Source organism: Enterobacter cloacae complex sp. P29RS (assembly GCF_014893445.1).
Lineage (GTDB): Bacteria > Pseudomonadota > Gammaproteobacteria > Enterobacterales > Enterobacteriaceae > Enterobacter > Enterobacter intestinihominis.
The window spans coordinates 22,270-37,600 of sequence record NZ_JADBPZ010000005.1 but is presented as its reverse complement, the minus strand read 5'-3'; the positions used below and the strand labels follow the sequence as shown (position 1 = coordinate 37,600).

Genomic DNA, 15,331 nt, shown 5'->3' with positions numbered 1-15,331 from the left:
ACGTTGCGCCAGAAAAATTCTGGCGCATCACTTAACACTACGAGAAAGAAGGAACGGTGAGAGCGGAACGGCGTATTTCCCTGACCGGGAGATGCGCCAGGATATCTGCCGCATCCAGTAATCCCACATCAGAATTGACGCCCAATTTTACCATTGCGTTAAACTTATGCGCCCGGATGGTTTTGATATTGCGTTCAAGCTGTGCCGCAATTTCAGGGATCGAAAAACCCGATGACATATATCGCAGAATCGCCCTTTCAGTTGGGCTTAGCATACGATGCTGGCTCACACACCAGTGATTGTACACGTTGTCGTTCACGTGATGCGTTTCGCTGAGTAATGTCTCCAGCCCCTCCATTAACTGCTTCAGCGGAACCGATTTACTGATAATTCCATGTAAGCGAGAAGGCGAAAGATGGCTGACCAGTCTCGCCTCCATTTCATCAGAGGCCAGCACGATACGCTTGACGTCGCTGTGGGTGAAGGTGAGATCCCGCAAACAGGCCAGACAGTTTCGCCGCTCCTCACGCTCATCGGACAATGAATAAATTACGGCAAAGAATGAGATTTCCGAGAGCGCCGCTTTGAAGCTGTCAAATCTGGCAAACAGGTGCACCTGGTAATGGCTTAGGGCGGGCATCGCAAAAAGATGCTTCAGCCCCATAGCGCTCATTGAGCAGCTTTCGATGACGGCGATATGTTTTGTTGCAGTGGTCTTTTCCATTCCTCAAACTCTCCATAAGCCGACATTAAACTGAGTTCTCGCATTCCCTGGGTACTGCTTATCCACGCGTACATATCGGCATTACTGCGAAGTGATAAGCGACGCATTGCACTGTTTTTCTGTGCACTGATCGTTTTATTACTTTTATTAAGTAGCGTGGCTATTTGGTTGATTCCCCAACCTTTACCTAACAAACGCAACACCTTGCGTTCAGAGTGGGTAAGCGCAATCATTTGCTCACTCTCCTCTTCAATATCAGGATTTTCCGGTATCAATAACGTCTGGCTTATTCGCTCGGCACGTTCACTCCCCGCGCGAATAGCGTTAATTACGCCTTCAATGGGTTCCATATCCGAAAGCAGCGTGCTTTCCGGACGCATAAGAAGCTCTACTGCAAGTGGATAAAGGGGGCGCGAAACGAGGAATATCCAGTGAATATCCCGGTACTGATTCATTAACCCATAATATTGCTCAAGCGTGCCGCGTGGATTACGATACTCACCCGAAATATCGGCAATAACGACCCCAGCGCGACGCAATTGTAATAACGTCAACTCCTGCATCGAACGGCAGTACGTTATCTCAAAATCGGGAAAATGACGCGACATGACGCCACCTAACCCATTTTGCATAACCGGTACTCTGCTGATCACCACTCCGTGTTTACCATTCAATGGCAACATAGACCCTCCCTGTCATGAATTCTTTATTTAAGAACGAACTAACCCTGCAAGGTTAAACACGTTTGCATTCCGAAGTACAAACGGGTTAATACTCGCAAAATAGAACAAATATCACATGGGTTAAGAAACGCCCAATACAGGCCTAATATCGCATAAAGACCATTTAAATTTAATTCAAATTGCGTGAAAAGATCGAAAATATGAAATTAGAAATACTTAATATATTGTTTTTATAAATCCTAATTTCATATTCATTAAATAAATAACAATGCTGTCTTTCCTCCGCCCCCATCGCGCCACTGATCGCACAAATGTTGATCTGGCCCAGCGCAAAGGGCCCTGCACTTTGTGTTAAAAGTAAGCAATCTCTCTTCTCTTCAGGGCGTTTCATGCAGGCAGATCGGTCTACGCAACGTGCCACCACGCGGCTATGTATTCAGTGCGGGCTTTTTCTCTTACAGCACGGCGCAGAAAGCGCCCTCGTCGAAGAGCTCTCCACACGCCTTGGGCTGGCGCTGGGGATGGACAGCGTTGAGAGTTCCATCTCGTCAAATGCCATTGTGCTGACCACCATTAAAGACGGACAGTGCCTGACCTCCACCCGTAAAAATCATGACCGCGGCATTAACATGCACGTCGTGACGGAAGTGCAGCACATCGTGATCCTTGCTGAACACAAGCTGCTCGATCTCCGGGAGATAGAAAAACGTTTCAATCAAATCAAACCCCTCCGGTATCCGCGCTGGCTGGTTGTGCTGATGGTGGGACTGTCCTGCGCCTGCTTCTGCAAGCTCAACGCGGGCGGCTGGGACGGCGCTGTCGTGACCTTCTTTGCCAGCAGCATCGCAATGTATGTCCGCCAGCTGTTGACGCACAGACAGCTACATCCGCAAATTAACTTCTGCATCACGGCATTTGTGGCGACAACCGTATCCGGCCTGCTTTTGCGCCAGCCCTACTTCGCCAGCACGCCTACTGTTGCGATGGCCGCCAGCGTATTGCTGCTGGTGCCGGGTTTTCCCTTAATTAATGCCGTCGCTGATATGTTCAAAGGCCATATCAACACCGGTCTGGCGCGCTGGGCGATAGCCAGCCTGCTGACGCTGGCGACCTGTATCGGGGTGGTAATGGCCATGACACTCTGGGGGTTACGCGGATGGGCGTGATGGATTTTATGCTCGCACTGGCACAGGACATGCTCTTGTCTGCCCTTCCCGCCGTTGGTTTTGCGATGGTGTTTAACGTCCCACAGCGTGCATTACCCTGGTGTGCGCTGCTGGGTGCCATTGGCCACGGCTCTCGTATGATCATGATGACAGCGGGCTTTAATATTGAATGGTCGACGTTTATCGCCTCCATGCTGGTTGGCAGCATCGGTATTCAGTGGTCCCGCTGGTATCTGGCGCACCCGAAGGTATTCACCGTGGCGGCAGTGATTCCTATGTTCCCAGGCATTTCAGCCTATACGGCGATGATCTCCGCCGTCAAAATCAGCCATTTTGGCTACAGCGAACCCCAGATGATCCTGCTCCTGAGCAACTTCCTTAAAGCCTCGTCGATCGTGGGTGCGCTCTCCATCGGCCTGTCGATCCCCGGCTTATGGCTTTACCGCAAACGTCCACGCGTATAATAAAATCGCTTGCAATTGTATCGCGCACTATCTATATTCATTTCATGGACGCAAAAACGAACGACACCACCAACGCGCTTCTGCTGGATAACCAGCTCTGTTTTGCCCTCTATTCGGCAAATCTGGCGCTTAACAAGCTGTACCGGCAACTGCTGGCGCCGCTTAATCTGACCTACCCGCAATACCTGGTGATGCTGGTGCTGTGGGAACAGGATGATATTACGGTGTCAGACATTGGCGAGCGGCTATTCCTGGATTCCGCCACGCTGACTCCCCTGCTGAAACGCCTGGAAAGCGCAGGATTGATCCTCCGCCAGCGTTCCCGTCAGGATGAGCGTCAGGTCGCCGTCACCCTGAGCGACGCGGGTCGGGCGCTGCAACAGCAGGCCGTGACGATACCCCACGCCGTGGGCTGTGCAGCGCAGTGTGATACCGACACCATGCTGGCGCTCAAGCAACAGCTCGAAAGTTTGCGCCAACAGCTGCATCGCGCGTAAGGCTGTACTTTACGCGTCTAATTTTAACTTAAAACATCGCGCGCTATTTAATAGCGCATATAAACGTAAGATGAGGAACCTGCCATGTCTTTAGAAAAAGTTGTCTACACTGCCAAAGCCAAAGCAACCGGAGGCCGTGATGGCCGCGCCACGTCTTCCGATGGCGTTCTGGATGTCAAACTGGGTGTGCCAAAAGAGATGGGCGGCATGGGGGGTGAAGTAACCAACCCTGAACAGCTGTTCGCTGCGGGCTACTCCGCCTGCTTCCTGGGCGCAATGAAGTTCGTTGCGGCACGCGATAAATTCGCTCTGCCAAAAGACGCCTTTATTGAAGGCGAAGTAGGGATTGGCCCGCTGCCAACCGGTTTTGGTATCGAAGCGAAGCTGAACATCCACGTTGAAGGGATGGACGCAGCGGAAGCCAAAAAACTGGTGGATGCGGCGCACATCGTCTGTCCGTACTCTAACGCGACGCGCGGCAATATCGACGTGACGCTGAATATCATCGCGTAACCAGCCCCTGTGATTTTAGCCCCGGTAAGCGTAACGCCACCGGGGAAATCCTCTCCTTTCCTCCCCTCTCTCTGTGCTACCATAACCCTCAATCACGCCCGTAGTAATCAGTTGAGAAAGTGTTATGTCCTCCAGAATTCTGACCACCAGCATTGCTGGCATTGATGCCTTTATGCGCGATCCTCGCGGTGTGTTGACGCACGCCGAAGGCGGCACGCTCGCGGTATTTGCCGACAACGCCCCGGCGTTTTATGCGGTCACGCCGGAACGTCTGGCGCAGCTTCTGGAAATTGAAGAGAAGCTGTCGCGCCCGGCGAGCGATGTCATGCTGGATAATCAGTTTTTTGACGAACCCGCCAGCGCCCCGGTGGCCGTTCCAATGGGGAAATTTCCCATGTACGCCGGTTGGCAGCCGGACGCCGATTTTCAGCGGCAGGCGGCCTTATGGGGAATAGCCCTCTCGCAGCCCGCGACACCGGAAGAGCTGGCAGCCTTTACCGCATACTGGCAAGCTGAAGGAAAAGTCTTCCACCATGTTCAGTGGCAGCAAAAATTCGCGCGCAGTCTGCAAATCAACCGCGCCAGCAACAACGGCCAGCCAAAACGTGATATCAATGCTTTTTCAGAACCGGACAAAAAAATCCCTGATGGATTCCGAGGTGCGAAATGAAAAACGTCGGCGACTTGATGAAACGTTTGCAGAAGATGATGCCTGCCAACGTGAAGCCCGCCTTCACCACCGGTGAAGAGCTGCTGGCATGGCAAAAAGAGCAGGGTAAAATTCGCGCGGCAGCCCTCGCCCGCGAAAACCGCGCGATGAAAATGCAGCGCACCTTTAACCGCTCGGGCATTCGCCCTCTGCACCAGAACTGCTCCTTCGAGAATTATAAGGTCGAGTCTCAGGGGCAGATGAACGCCCTTAACCAGGCGCGCCAGTACGTGGATGAATTTGACGGCAACATCGCCAGCTTCATCTTTAGCGGAAAACCCGGCACCGGGAAAAATCACCTCGCCGCCGCTATCTGCAACGAGCTGCTGCTGCGCGGGAAGTCAGTGCTGATTATCACCGTGGCCGATATTATGTCCGCCATGAAAGACACCTTCAGTAATCGCGAAACCAGCGAAGAACAGTTGCTGAATGATTTAAGTAACGTGGATTTGCTGGTCATCGACGAGATCGGTGTCCAGACGGAGTCCCGCTACGAAAAAGTGATCATCAACCAGATTGTCGATCGCCGTTCGTCGTCAAAACGCCCAACCGGTATGTTGACGAACCACAATATCGACGAGATGACCCGACTTCTTGGCGAGCGGGTGATGGATCGCATGAAGCTGGGTAACAGCCTGTACGTCATCTTCGACTGGGACAGCTACCGCAGCCGCGTCACCGGCAAAGAGTATTAAGATATTTCCAGGGAGCGCCGGAAGAGCAGAGGTATATACTGAACCCACTTCTGGCCCAAAACGGACCTTGTTGAGTAAATCATTATGAAAAAACAATTTCTTATCAGCATCCTTACTGGCGCCCTGCTGGTGACTGGCGCAGCGCAGGCCGCATCATGGCAGGAGTCGCTCTCCAGCGCAGCAAGTGAGTTAACCAAAGAGAGCGGCACGTCCCAGGGCGGACTGTCAGCCTCGTCCCTCACCGGCCTGCTGGGCAACAGCTCCCAAAGCCTGAGTGCCGGAACGATGAACAACGCGGCGGGTATTCTGGAATACTGCGCGAAGCAGAAACTGGCTTCCGTCACCGATACCGAAAACATCAAAAACCAGGTGTTGGGTAAACTGGGACTGGACACCCAGGAGCAGAAAGCGGACACCAACTATATGGACGGTATTCAGGGCCTGCTGAACGCGCAAAATGGTCAGCAGCTGAACCTCAGCACCCTTGGAAATTCATCTCTGGCGAAACAGGTGAAAACGAAAGCCTGCGATCTGGTGCTGAAACAAGGCGTTAATTTCCTCTCCTGATCGCCTCCCATTTTCTGCCACAACACGCCGGGTTTATTACGTTAGTCTTACACCGCGGCGTGAAGTGCGTTTTTTTACCCCCTGCCACCACCTCAGCCTCCGTGTGCCACGATGCGACTGTATTCAAAAATCCGATTTTATAAACCAAATCCTAACAACAGCACACTTTCGTGACACTAAAATTGCAGCTAAGCGACATCGCAATTACATTGTATTACCCAAAAAATAAGCAATTAGCCGGCTAAGCGTCCGGCATGATGAGGATCTGCTGTTGTCAGAGTTAATGTCCCTTGTCCTTTTCCTGGCTTCCATCGGCGTTTATGCCTGGAAAGCCGGTCGTCACACCTGGTGGTTTGTGGCCACCCTGGTGGTGCTCGGCATTTTTATTGTTTTAAACATTACGTTATATGCCAGCGATTACTTTACCGGCGACGGTATTAACGACGCGGTGCTCTACACGTTGACCAACAGCCTCACCGGCGCTGGTGTGGGTAAGTACATCCTTCCGGGTCTGGGGCTGGTGGTCGCCCTGGTGGGCATCTTCGCCGCGCTGGCCTGGGTTCTGCGCCGTCGCCGTCACCGTCCGCATCATCATGGCTACAGCCTGCTGGCGCTGTGCCTGGCGCTGGCCTCCGTGGATGCCAGCCCGGCATTCCATCAAATTACCGAGCTGGTAAAATCCCAGTCGCGCGATGGCGATCCGGACTTTGCGGCCTATTACAAAGAACCCTCGAAGAAGATCGACAATCCCAGACTCAACCTGGTCTATATATACGGCGAAAGTCTGGAACGCACCTGGTTTGATAACGATGCTTTCCCGAACCTGACGCCAGAGCTCGGCGCGCTGAAAAACCAGGGCCTCGACTTCAGCCACACCATGCAACTGCCTGGCACGGATTACACCATCGCCGGGATGGTGGCTTCCCAGTGCGGCATTCCCCTGTTCGCCCCGTTTGAAGGCAACGCCTCCGCCTCGATGTCGAGCTTCTTCCCGCAGAACATTTGCCTCGGCGATATCCTGAAAAACTCGGGCTATGAAAACTACTTTATGCAGGGCGCTAACCTGCGCTTTGCCGGGAAAGATGTGTTCCTGAGATCCCACGGTTTCGATCACTTATATGGTTCCGAAGAGCTGAAAACCACGGTCGCCGATCCGGCCTACCGCAACGACTGGGGCTTTTACGACGATACCGTTCTGGATGAAACCTGGAAGAAATTCGAGGAGCTTTCCCGCGCCGGTAAACGCTTCTCGCTGTTTGCGTTGACCGTCGACACGCATCATCCGGATGGTTTCGTCTCACGCACCTGTAAACGTCAGGGCTACGACATTGACGGTAAAAACAACAAGTCGTTCAGCGCTGTGACCTGTAGCCAGGAACATATCGCGGCGTTAATCGAGAAAATCAAAGCGTCGCCGTATTTCAAAAATACGGTCATCGTCGTCTCATCTGACCATCTGGCGATGAAAAACAGCGCCTGGGATGAGCTGAATAAGCTGGATCGCAGCAACCTGTTCTTTGTGCTGCGCGGCGATAAACCGCAGCAGGAGATCATTGCCGCTAAACGTAACTCGATGGATAACGGCGCCACCGTGCTGGATATTCTGGGTGGCGATAACTTCATTGGCCTGGGCCGCAGTACGTTGTCGGGCCAGTCCCTGTCGGAAATCTTCCTCAACATGAAGGAAAAAATCCTCGCCTGGAAGCCGGATATCATTCGCCTGTGGAACTTCCCGAAAGAGATAAACGACTTCACCATCGATCAGGATAAAAAAATGATCGCGTTCTCCGGCAGCCATTTCCGCCTGCCTCTGCTGCTGCGCGTATCGGATAACCGCGTCGAGCCGCTACCGGAAAGCGAATACTCCGCGCCACTGCGCTTCCAGCTGGCGGAATTCGCCCCGCGCGATAATTTCGTCTGGGTCGATAAATGCTACAAAATGGGCCAGCTCTGGTCACAAGAGCTGTCACTGTCCACCGACTGGTGCGTCTCTCAGGGGCAACTCGGTGGCGAGCAGACCGTGCAACACGTTGATAAACCGCAGTGGCAGGGGAAAACCGCGTTTAAAGATACGGTTATTGATACCGCACGCTATCAGCGCAACGTAGACCTGCTGAAAATCGTCGACAACGACATTCGTTATAAAGCTGACAGCTTTATCTTTAACGTTGCCGGCGCGCCTGAAGAGGTGAAGCAGTTCAGCGGTATTTCACGTCCCGAATCGTGGGGGCGCTGGTCTAACGCGCAGTTAGGTGATGAGGTGAAAATTGAGTATACCCATCCGCTGCCGGAGAAATTCGATCTGGTGATCACCGCCAGGGCATTTGGTCCCAACGCAAACCGTCCTGTGCCGGTGCGCGTCGGCGATAAAGAACAGATGCTGACGCTGAGCAATGATGTCACCACCAGCACGCTGCATTTCGATAACCCCACACGCAGCAATACGCTGGTCATTGTGCCGCCCGAGCCGCAGTCCACTAACGAAGGGAATATTCTCGGTCACGCTCCGCGCAAGCTGGGGATCGGCATGGTGGAGATTAAAATTGTGAGCAGCGCTGGCTGATGACGGCGTTCACCCTTCGCCCGACGCGCATCGACGACGTCGCTGCCCTGCCCGCCATTGAACGCGCGGCGGGGCAGCGATTTCGCGACGTTCCTGAGCTGGCCTGGCTGGCAGACAGCGAGGTTATTTCCGTTGAAGATCACCTCGGTTACGCCGGACGCGGATTAAGCTGGCTGGCACTGGCTGATGACAGGCCCGTGGGCTTTATTCTCGCCGAAGCCCAGCCATCTTCGCTGTTTATTGTGGAACTTTCGGTTCATCTGGACTGGCAGGGACGAGGTCTCGGACGCCGGTTGATTAACCGTGTCGCAGAGCATGCCCGCACGCTGGGGCTAACCTCGCTGACGTTAACGACGTTTCGTGATGTCTCGTGGAACGCGCCCTACTACAGGCGATTAGGGTTTGAAATGATGACGACGCTGACGCCGGAAATGCGCCAGAAACGTGAAGAAGAGACGGCGCACGGTTTAGCGTATGGTTCCCGCTGCGCCATGCGCCTGCCTCTGTAAAATCGCCCGGTGGCGCTGCGCTTACCGGGCCTACAAAACCCAATTCCGCAGGCCAGGTCAGACGCAGCCACCCGGCAAATTGCACAATCCGTAGGCCGGGTAAGGCGTAGCCGCCACCCGGCAAAACCCACAATCCGTAGGCCGGGTAAGGCGTAGCCGCCACCCGGCAAAACACACAACGTCAGAACGTTTCCCAGTTATCGCCCGCATCTGCGGTCGCCGGTTTACGCGCCACTACCGGTGCGGCAACGCTTTTCGCGGAGGCGAACTCGCGCGCCTTCATCTGTTCCTGCTGAATACGGAACACCGCAACGGCCTGCGTCAGACGGCTCGCCTGCTCTTCCAGTGCCGCCGCGGCCGCCGCAGACTCTTCCACCAGCGAGGCGTTCTGCTGGGTCACGCGATCCATCTCCGCCACCGCCAGCCCCACCTGGTCGATACCGCGGCTCTGCTCATCAGACGCAGACGCGATTTCGCCCATGATGTCCGTCACGCGCGTTACCGCATTCACGATCTCACCCATGGTTTCACCGGCGCTTTCTACCAGCGTTGATCCCAATTCCACGCGCCCCACGGAGTCTTCAATCAGGCTCTTGATCTCGCGAGCCGCCTGGGCGCTGCGCTGCGCCAGGTTTCGTACTTCACCTGCAACCACCGCAAAGCCGCGGCCCTGCTCGCCCGCACGTGCCGCTTCTACCGCCGCGTTCAGCGCCAGAATATTAGTCTGGAAAGCAATCCCGTCGATCACGCTGATAATATCGGCGATTTTCTGCGAACTGCCGGCGATGTCGCGCATGGTCTGCACCACGTTATCCACCACTTTCCCGCCTTTCTGCGCGGTTTCGGATGCGCTCAGGGCCAGGTTGCTCGCCTGACGGGCATTCTCGGCGTTTTGCTTCACGGTGGCGGTCAGCTGTTCCATACTGGCGGCGGTCTCTTCCAGAGAGGCAGCCTGCTGCTCGGTACGGGATGAGAGATCGTTATTGCCCATCGAGATTTCGCTCGCACCGCTGTAAATGGCGTTTGCGCCGTTACGCACGTCACCCACGGTACGCACCAGCTCGCCCTGCATATGGCGCAGGGAGTCAGCCAGTTCACCCATCTCGTTGGAGCCTTCCACGTCGATGCGCTTCACCAGGTCGCCGCTGGCGATATGACGAATGCTGTCAATCAGACGGTTCAGCGGCGAAATCAGCGCCTGACGAATACCCAGCCAGACGGCAACAATCACCACCAGCACCGCAGCCAGCACGCTAATCAGCACCCAGATAGCCTGGCGGTAAGAGCTGTTGCTGTCTTCAACCGCGGTCTGATAGAGCGCGTCGTTTTGTTGCAGGTAGCTGACGTACTGCTTCTCAAAGCCATCCTGATAGCTCTGGGTCGGCTGGTCGAAGAACTCGTTGATCTTGCCCGCCCCCAGCAGCTGGATCAGCTCGGCCAGCGCGCCGTGGTAGATATCGTAATTACGTTTGATTTCCAGTGCCGCAGCGTCGCTCTGACGCGGGTCGCGCGGAAGTGCTTCGTAATCCGCCCAGTTTTTTTCCGCCTGTTTCAGAGACGCAGAGGCAATCTGCATCAGCTCGGCGACGGTTGAGCCGCTGCCGATATTGTTCTGATCCATCATATAGCGGATACCCGCGCGGTTCAGGGTGTTACGGGTTTGCAGCAGCGCCACCCAGCTACCGTTCAGGGTGGATTGTTGCTGGCGAATGGTTTGCAGGATGGTGAAATTCTCTTTGTCATGCTTCAGGGCATTGAAGAAAAGACCACCGGATGTGAGTTGTAAAAGGCCAAATATCGCTAAAACCAGCAGTAAGCTGGTGACAATCTTGATACGATTTAACATGTTTTCTCTTTCCTCAGACAGATACAGAATATTCGGCCTGGCATGAGAAAACTTTACGAAAATCATCCTGGAATTTAGGGTTTTTACGCTTCGTCCCGCGCGGCAATATGTCGGTTTCCGAGTTCAATAAACTCTTCCAGCAGCGCCGTGAGCTGCTTCATCTTCTCCGGGGTATATTCCGCCTCAATCTGCTGGTACGCCTCTTCCACCTGAGCCTGAGCACGCTGGTACAGCGCGTTGCCTTCTTTCGTCAGCGATACGTACAGCTTGCGCTGGTCATTCACCGGCTTTAAGCGCAGCACCAGACCGTCGCGCTCCATCCGCGTCAGAATGCCGGTCAGGCTTGGGCGCAAAATGCAGGTGCGGAACGCCAGATCATGGAAATCCATGGAGGGATGCTCGGCCAGTACGCGGACGATACGCCACTGCTGCTCGGTCAGATTATGCCGTTTCACTATCGGGCGGAAGTAGCCCATCGCCGCTTCACGCGCCTGCAACAGCGCGATGGTTAATGAATCATGCATCACCTTCCCCTTACATCATTAACAAGTAAACAATTTAAAACAGATGCTTTTATAGACAATACGTTGTAACCCAAAAAGTCTAACAGAAACAACGTCATTTTTTTAATGCATTGATTTAAATGATAATTAAACCATTGGTGTAAATTTATTGTTATTCATATCACAAATTATTCACTTCTGATTGCGAAACGAACAGCAAAAGCATAAAACCAGATCATTAACATATTAATGAAATAAAAACCGGACAGCCGGTTTGAGGAGTATGGGAATGAAAGGTACTGTTTTTGCCGTAGCGCTAAACCACCAAAGCCAGCGTGCGGCCTGGGCTGAGGCGTTTGAAAAAGCCCCCTATAACGCGCCGCCAAAAACGGCGGTGTGGTTTATCAAGCCACATAACACTGTTATTCGCGCAGGCGAGCCGATTCCCTTCCCGCAGGGAGAAACCGTGTTAAGCGGCGCAACGGTGGCGCTGGTGGTGGGCAAAACCGCCAGCAAAGTACGCGTTGAAGAGGCGGCGGCGTACATCGCCGGCTACGCGCTGGCCAACGAAATCAGCCTGCCGGAAGAGAGCTTCTACCGCCCGGCTATTAAAGCCAAATGCCGGGATGGATTTTGCCCGCTCGGCGAACCTGTCGCCGTTGATAACGTGGACAACCTGACCATCATCACCGAGATCAACGGTCGCGAAGCGGACCACTGGAACACGGCCGATCTGCACCGCAACGCCGCCGAACTGCTGAGCGCCCTGAGCGAATTTGCCACCCTGAACCCCGGCGATGCGATATTGCTCGGTACCCCGCAAAGCCGCGTCGAAATTCGCCCGGGCGATCGGGTACGCATTCTGGCGGAGGGATTTCCGCCGCTGGAAAACCCGGTGGTGGAGGAACGCGACGTTACCATCGCTTCGCGCACGCCGCCGCACGCCACGCTGTTCGCCCTCGGCCTGAACTACGCCGATCACGCCAGCGAGCTGGACTTCAAACCGCCCACCGAGCCGCTGGTGTTTATCAAAGCGCCGAACACCTTTAACGGCGACAACCAGACCTCGGTGCGCCCAAACAACATTGAATACATGCATTACGAAGCCGAGCTGGTGGTGGTCATCGGTAAAACCACGCGTAAGGTCAGCGAAGCCGAGGCGATGGACTATGTTGCGGGCTACACGGTGTGCAACGACTACGCCATCCGCGATTATCTCGAAAATTACTATCGCCCGAACCTGCGGGTGAAAAGCCGCGACGGGCTGACCCCCATCAGCCCGAACGTAGTGCCAAAAGAAGCCATCCCTGACCCGCACAACCTTCGTCTTCGCACCTACGTCAACGGTGAACTGCGTCAGGAAGGCACCACCGCCGATCTCATTTTCAGCATCCCATTCCTGATTGCGTATCTGAGCGATTTCATGACCCTGCAACCGGGCGACATGATTGCCACCGGCACGCCGAAGGGGCTGTCCGACGTGGTACCGGGCGATGAAGTGGTAGTGGAAGTGGAAGGCGTAGGCCGCCTGGTAAACCGAATTGTCAGTGAGGAGACTGCAAAATGAAAAAGATTAACCACTGGATCAACGGGAAAAACGTCGCCGGAAGTGAGTACTTCCAAACCACTAACCCGGCCTCCGGCGAGGTGCTGGCAGAAGTGGCCTCCGGCGGCGAAGCCGAAATCCATCAGGCCGTTGCCGCCGCCAAAGAGGCGTTCCCGAAATGGGCCAACCTGCCGATGAAGGAGCGTGCGCGCCTGATGCGTCGCCTGGGGGATCTGATTGACCAGAACGTGCCGGACATTGCCGCCATGGAAACCGCCGACACGGGCCTGCCGATCCACCAGACCAAAAACGTGCTCATTCCACGCGCCTCGCACAACTTTGAGTTTTTCGCCGAGGTGTGCCAGCAGATGAACGGCAAAACCTACCCGGTCGATGACAAGATGCTCAACTACACCCTCGTGCAGCCGGTAGGCGTTTGTGCGCTGGTGTCGCCGTGGAATGTGCCGTTTATGACCGCCACCTGGAAGGTCGCGCCGTGCCTGGCGCTGGGTAACACCGCGGTGCTGAAGATGTCCGAGCTCTCCCCGCTGACCGCCGACCGTCTGGGCGAGCTGGCGCTGGAGGCGGGCATTCCGGCGGGCGTGCTGAACGTAGTGCAGGGCTATGGCGCCACGGCGGGCGACGCGCTGGTGCGTCATCATGACGTGCGCGCCGTCTCCTTCACCGGCGGCACCGCCACCGGGCGTAACATCATGAAAAACGCCGGGCTGAAGAAGTATTCCATGGAGCTGGGCGGCAAATCTCCGGTGCTGATATTTGAAGACGCCGACATCGAGCGCGCGCTGGACGCCGCCCTGTTCACCATCTTCTCCATCAACGGCGAACGCTGCACCGCCGGCTCGCGCATCTTCATCCAGCAGAGCATCTACCCGGAGTTCGTCAAACGCTTTGCCGAGCGCGCCAGCCGCCTGCGCGTGGGCGACCCGACCGATCCGAACACCCAGATTGGCGCGCTGATTAGCAAGCAGCACTGGGAGAAGGTCTCCGGCTACATCCGCCTCGGCATTGAAGAGGGGGCAACCCTGCTGGCGGGCGGCCCGGACAAACCGACCGATCTGCCTGCGCACCTGAAAGGCGGCAATTTCCTGCGCCCGACCGTGCTGGCCGATGTCGATAACCGCATGCGCGTGGCGCAGGAGGAGATCTTCGGGCCGGTGGCCTGCCTGCTGCCGTTTAAGGACGAAGCGGAAGGCCTGCGCCTGGCAAACGACGTGGAGTATGGCCTGGCGTCGTACATCTGGACGCAGGACGTCAGCAAAGTGCTGCGTCTGGCGCGCAACATTGAAGCCGGCATGGTGTTCGTTAACACCCAGAACGTGCGCGACCTGCGCCAGCCGTTTGGCGGCGTGAAGGCCTCCGGCACCGGGCGTGAGGGCGGCGAGTACAGCTTTGAGGTCTTCGCGGAGATGAAAAACGTCTGTATCTCCATGGGCGACCATCCGATTCCAAAATGGGGGATCTGATCATGGGAAAGTTAGCGTTAGCGGCAAAAATCACCCACGTGCCGTCAATGTATCTCTCTGAACTGCCGGGCAAAAACCACGGCTGCCGCCAGTCAGCCATCGACGGGCATAAAGAGATCAGCAAGCGCTGCCGCGAGCTGGGCGTCGATACCATTATCGTCTTCGACACCCACTGGCTGGTGAACAGCGCGTATCACATCAACTGTGCGGACCATTTTTCAGGCGTCTACACCAGCAACGAGCTGCCGCATTTTATTCGCGACATGACCTACGACTACGACGGCAACCCGGAACTCGGCCAGCTGATCGCCGACGAAGCGGTGAAGCTTGGCGTGCGCGCCAAGGCGCACAACATCCCGAGCCTCAAGCTGGAGTACGGCACGCTGGTGCCGATGCGCTACATGAACGCGGATAAGCACTTCAAAGTGGTCTCCATCTCGGCGTTCTGCACGGTTCACGACTTCGCCGACAGCCGCAGGCTGGGCGAGGCCATCGTCAGCGCCATCGAAAAATACGACGGCACCGTGGCGGTGCTCGCCAGCGGCTCGCTGTCGCACCGCTTTATCGACGACCAGCGCGCGGAGGAAGGGATGAACAGCTATACCCGCGAGTTTGACCGCCAGATGGATGAGCGGGTAGTGAAGCTGTGGCGCGAGGGGCAGTTCAAAGAGTTTTGCAGCATGCTGCCGGAGTACGCCGACTACTGCTACGGCGAGGGCAACATGCACGACACGGTGATGCTGCTGGGGGTGCTCGGCTGGGACAACTACGACGGTAAGGTGGAGTTTCTCACCGAGCCGTTCGCCAGCTCCGGCACCGGCCAGGTCAACGCCGTTTTCCCGCTGCCCGCGTAAGGAGCCAC

Annotated in this window: 16 protein-coding genes; 12 read left to right on the top strand and 4 right to left on the bottom strand. The window is 55.6% G+C overall.

Features of this window, described 5'->3' with window-relative positions; genetic code table 11:
• Positions 1–37 precede the first annotated feature (37 nt).
• Positions 38–673, bottom strand: coding sequence for a DNA-binding transcriptional activator BglJ (gene bglJ / locus IM282_RS05205; protein WP_063849736.1), 636 nt, complete (start codon positions 671–673; stop codon positions 38–40).
• Positions 670–1,407, bottom strand: coding sequence for a response regulator transcription factor (locus IM282_RS05200; RefSeq protein ID WP_022646969.1), 738 nt, complete (start codon positions 1,405–1,407; stop codon positions 670–672). The genes bglJ and IM282_RS05200 overlap by 4 nt, the downstream gene beginning before the upstream one ends.
• A gap of 389 nt (positions 1,408–1,796) precedes the next feature.
• On the opposite strand from IM282_RS05200, the gene IM282_RS05195 reads away from it, so the two are divergent.
• The 9 genes from IM282_RS05195 to IM282_RS05155 all read left to right on the top strand — a co-directional run bounded on the left by IM282_RS05195 (position 1,797) and on the right by IM282_RS05155 (position 9,090).
• Positions 1,797–2,573, top strand: a complete 777-nt coding sequence (locus IM282_RS05195) for a threonine/serine exporter ThrE family protein (protein ID WP_017383842.1) — start codon at positions 1,797–1,799, stop codon at positions 2,571–2,573.
• Positions 2,564–3,037 carry a threonine/serine exporter gene (locus IM282_RS05190; protein ID WP_032621429.1) on the top strand — a complete coding sequence of 158 codons (474 nt, stop codon included), beginning with the start codon at positions 2,564–2,566 and terminating at the stop codon, positions 3,035–3,037. Before IM282_RS05195 ends, IM282_RS05190 begins: the two co-directional genes overlap by 10 nt.
• A 44-nt stretch (positions 3,038–3,081) precedes the next feature.
• A complete protein-coding gene (locus IM282_RS05185; RefSeq protein WP_022646966.1) occupies positions 3,082–3,534 on the top strand; it encodes a MarR family winged helix-turn-helix transcriptional regulator in 453 nt (150 codons plus the stop codon).
• 84 nt (positions 3,535–3,618) lie between these two features.
• A complete protein-coding gene (locus tag IM282_RS05180) occupies positions 3,619–4,047 on the top strand; it encodes an organic hydroperoxide resistance protein (RefSeq protein WP_003856578.1) in 429 nt (142 codons plus the stop codon).
• 124 nt (positions 4,048–4,171) lie between these two features.
• Positions 4,172–4,717, top strand: a complete 546-nt coding sequence (gene dnaT, locus IM282_RS05175; RefSeq protein ID WP_023299265.1) for a primosomal protein DnaT — start codon at positions 4,172–4,174, stop codon at positions 4,715–4,717.
• Complete coding sequence (dnaC, locus tag IM282_RS05170) at positions 4,714–5,451, top strand: DNA replication protein DnaC (RefSeq protein ID WP_003856580.1); 738 nt, start codon at positions 4,714–4,716, stop codon at positions 5,449–5,451. Before dnaT ends, dnaC begins: the two co-directional genes overlap by 4 nt.
• Before the next feature lie 84 nt (positions 5,452–5,535).
• Complete coding sequence (locus tag IM282_RS05165; RefSeq protein ID WP_022646964.1) at positions 5,536–6,018, top strand: DUF2501 domain-containing protein; 483 nt, start codon at positions 5,536–5,538, stop codon at positions 6,016–6,018.
• A 271-nt stretch (positions 6,019–6,289) separates the two neighbouring features.
• Positions 6,290–8,581 (top strand): phosphatidylglycerol--membrane-oligosaccharide glycerophosphotransferase, encoded by a 2,292-nt coding sequence (opgB, locus tag IM282_RS05160; RefSeq protein WP_063146390.1) that lies wholly within the window; start codon positions 6,290–6,292, stop codon positions 8,579–8,581.
• The gene (locus IM282_RS05155; RefSeq protein WP_048966619.1) at positions 8,581–9,090 is read left to right on the top strand and encodes a GNAT family N-acetyltransferase; all 510 of its coding nucleotides are present in this window, start codon (positions 8,581–8,583) and stop codon (positions 9,088–9,090) included. Before opgB ends, IM282_RS05155 begins: the two co-directional genes overlap by 1 nt.
• Positions 9,091–9,271: 181 nt before the next feature.
• Here the strand turns inward: IM282_RS05155 and tsr are convergent, their stop codons facing one another.
• On the bottom strand, positions 9,272–10,936 hold the full coding sequence (gene tsr / locus IM282_RS05150; RefSeq protein WP_023305399.1) for a methyl-accepting chemotaxis protein: 1,665 nt from the start codon (positions 10,934–10,936) through the stop codon (positions 9,272–9,274).
• 83 nt (positions 10,937–11,019) lie between these two features.
• Positions 11,020–11,460 (bottom strand): homoprotocatechuate degradation operon regulator HpaR, encoded by a 441-nt coding sequence (hpaR, locus tag IM282_RS05145; RefSeq protein ID WP_045621229.1) that lies wholly within the window; start codon positions 11,458–11,460, stop codon positions 11,020–11,022.
• A gap of 268 nt (positions 11,461–11,728) precedes the next feature.
• Between hpaR and hpaG the strand changes: the two genes are divergently transcribed.
• Genes hpaG through hpaD form a run of 3 tightly spaced genes read left to right on the top strand, consistent with a single transcriptional unit; the run spans position 11,729 to position 15,323 of the window.
• Positions 11,729–13,006: a 4-hydroxyphenylacetate degradation bifunctional isomerase/decarboxylase gene (gene hpaG / locus IM282_RS05140; RefSeq protein ID WP_045309045.1), complete on the top strand. Its 1,278-nt coding sequence runs from the start codon at positions 11,729–11,731 to the stop codon at positions 13,004–13,006.
• On the top strand, positions 13,003–14,469 hold the full coding sequence (gene hpaE / locus IM282_RS05135) for a 5-carboxymethyl-2-hydroxymuconate semialdehyde dehydrogenase (RefSeq protein WP_022646959.1): 1,467 nt from the start codon (positions 13,003–13,005) through the stop codon (positions 14,467–14,469). Before hpaG ends, hpaE begins: the two co-directional genes overlap by 4 nt.
• A gap of 2 nt (positions 14,470–14,471) precedes the next feature.
• Entirely contained in the window at positions 14,472–15,323 is an 852-nt protein-coding gene (gene hpaD, locus IM282_RS05130) for a 3,4-dihydroxyphenylacetate 2,3-dioxygenase (RefSeq protein WP_192970207.1), read from the top strand.
• Positions 15,324–15,331: the final 8 nt, after the last annotated feature.